Annotated in this window: 3 protein-coding genes; 2 read left to right on the top strand and 1 reads right to left on the bottom strand. The window is 73.3% G+C overall.

Annotation, left to right across the window (positions count from 1 at the left end):
* The coding region (locus AC2W7G_RS13605; protein WP_485868909.1) for a mannose-1-phosphate guanylyltransferase at nucleotides 1–672 on the bottom strand (672 nt) is incomplete at its 3' end.
* Nucleotides 673–775: 103 nt separating this feature from the next.
* Between AC2W7G_RS13605 and AC2W7G_RS13610 the strand changes: the two genes are divergently transcribed.
* Together AC2W7G_RS13610 and AC2W7G_RS13615 are read left to right on the top strand one after the other, a co-directional pair.
* Nucleotides 776–2,167 carry an asparaginase gene (locus tag AC2W7G_RS13610; protein WP_485868910.1) on the top strand — a complete coding sequence of 464 codons (1,392 nt, stop codon included), beginning with the start codon at nucleotides 776–778 and terminating at the stop codon, nucleotides 2,165–2,167.
* A partial coding sequence (locus AC2W7G_RS13615; protein ID WP_485868911.1) for a hypothetical protein occupies nucleotides 2,164–2,532 on the top strand: 369 nt, incomplete at its 3' end. The genes AC2W7G_RS13610 and AC2W7G_RS13615, both read left to right, overlap by 4 nt.

Raw genomic sequence — 2,532 nt, forward strand, 5'->3', positions numbered from 1 at the left:
AGCCCGGCGTGCAGGGGCCGGACGCTGCGCGGCCAGGTGGTCGAGCAGGACGTCCGCGCGGGCGACGAACATGCCGGCGTTCCAGCGGTAGCGACCCGTGGCGAGGTAGCGCTCGGCGGTGGCCCGGTCGGGCTTCTCGACGAAGCCCGCGGCCTGCAGCGCGTGCGGCGCGCCGGGCACGTCCAGCGCGTCGCCGGACTCGATGTAGCCGAACGCGGTGGAGGGCCCGGTGGGCTCGATGCCCACCGTGACGACCTTGCCCGTGCGGGCCACGGCGTGCGCCTCGGCGACCGCGGCGGCGAAGCCCGCGACGTCGGCGATGAGGTGGTCGGCGGCGAACGAGCCCACGACGGCGTCCGGGTGCTCGCGGGCGATGAGCGCCGTCGCCATGCCGATTGCCGGCATCGAGTCGCGTCCCTCGGGCTCGACGACGACGTGGGCCAGGTCCGGCAGCTGCTCGCGGATGGCGTCGACGTGCTTGGCGCCGGTGACGACGTGCACGTGGTCGGGCTCGACGAACGTCGTCAGCCGGTCCCAGGTCTGCTGCAGCAGCGAGCGGCCGGTGCCGGTCAGGTCGAGCAGGAACTTCGGCCGCGTGGTGCGGGACAGCGGCCACAGCCGCGTGCCGGCACCGCCCGCGGGGATCACGGCGTGGAACGAGTCCAGGGTCACGAGGGTCCTTCCGTCGGGATCCGGACCAGGGTAGCGACGCGCCGCCGGGACGGCCGGGCGACGGCGTGCGCCGCCACCGGCCGCCGGTCGTAGGGTGACGGCCATGGACGTGATCGCCGAGTACGTCAGGTCGGGACTGGTCGAGAGCCGCCACCGCGGTGCCGTGGTCCGCGTGGAGCGCGGGGCCGCGACGTGGTCGGTGGGCGACCCGGACGCGGTCGTGTTCCCGCGGTCGGCCAACAAGCCGATCCAGGCGCTCGGCATGCTGCGCGCCGGGCTGCCGCTGGACGGTCCGCTGCTGGCGCTCGCCTCGGCCAGCCACTCCGGCGAGGACGTCCACCTGGAGGGCGTCCGGCAGGTGCTGGCCCAGGCCGGCCTGGACGAGTCGGCGCTGCGAACGCCGCCGTCGTACCCGCTCGACCCCAAGGTCCACGCCGCCTGGATCCGCGCCGGCGGCCAGCGCGAGCGCATCCTTATGGACTGCTCGGGCAAGCACGCGGCGATGCTGCTGACCTGCGTGCAGAACGGCTGGGACACCGCCGACTACCTCGACCCCGAGCACCCGCTGCAACGCGCGATCACCGACACGTTCACCGAGCTGACCGGCGGCAGCCCCAGCGTCGTCGGCGTCGACGGCTGCGGCGCGCCGCTGCTGGCCACGAGCCTCACCAGCCTCGCTGCGGCCATCGGCACGATCAGCGGCGCGCCCGAGGGCACGCTCGAGCGGCGGCTCGTGGACGCCCTGGTGCAGAACCCCCCGCTACCTCAGCGGCACCGGACGCAGCGAGACGGCGTTCATGGCCGCGCTGCCCGGCGCGATCGCCAAGTCCGGCGCCGAGGCCGTGTACGTCCTGGGCCTGCCCAGCGGCGTCGCCTACGCGCTCAAGGTCGAGGACGGCAACGACCGCGCGGCGGCGCTCGTCCTGTCCCGCGCGCTGGAGGTCAACGGCGAGGCGGCCGACGGTCTGCCCGGTCCCGTGACGGTGCTCGGCGGCGGCGAGCCGGTGGGGGAGATCCGTCCCGCGTTCTGAGCCCTGCAAACTCCCTGCTTGCATCTGCTAACAATTGCAAGCACACTGGAGGCATGGCGAAGCTGTCGATCAACCACACGGTCGAAGGTCTGGGGGAGTACCTCCGCGACCAGCGACGCCAGGCGCAGCTCTCGCTGCGTCAGCTGGCCGAGCAAGCGAACGTCTCCAACCCGTACCTGAGCCAGATCGAGCGCGGGTTGCGCCGTCCGTCCGCCGAGGTGCTGCAGCAGATCGCCAAGGCGCTGCGCATCTCGGCCGAGTCGCTGTACGTCCGCGCCGGGATCCTCGACGCCGACGACAGCGGAGCCCGCATGGTCGAGGACGCCATCGCCCTCGACCCCCGCCTGACCGAGCGGCAGAAGGGCGTCCTGCTCGACGTCTACCGCTCCTTCACCGGCGCGGACGCCAGCAGCACCGAGGAGCTGTCCGAAGCGATCCAGTCCGCCAACACGGAGGAACCATGAGCATCACCGACACCATCAACGCCCAGCTGAAGGCGCTCGTCGACGGCGTCGTCGACGCCCTGCCGCAGAGCCTCAAGAGCCAGGCGCTGAGCACCTACACGGACCTGGCCAAGCGCGGGGAGGACCTGGGCGCCAAGGCCGACGAGCTCGTGGCCCTCGCCCGCGGCGTCAAGGGCGACGACCTGCGCAAGGCCGCCGCCGACCTGCGCAAGACCGCGATGGCCCCTGGCCGCGGACCTGGACAAGAAGGCGCGCGACCTGTCCGCGGACGACCTCAAAGCAGGCCGCCGCCGACCTGCGCGAGAAGGCCGACGCCCTCGGCGACGAGCTGGAGGACCGGCTCGAGGACCTGGCCGAGGACGCGC

The sequence above is a fragment of the Aeromicrobium sp. PFPM2_SD2 genome, from assembly GCF_057364525.1.

Excerpts from the sequence above, each read along its gene's own strand:
- AC2W7G_RS13610 (WP_485868910.1), top strand. The coding sequence starts at position 776 with ATGGACGTGATCGCCGAGTACGTCAGGTCGGGACTGGTCGAGAGCCGC.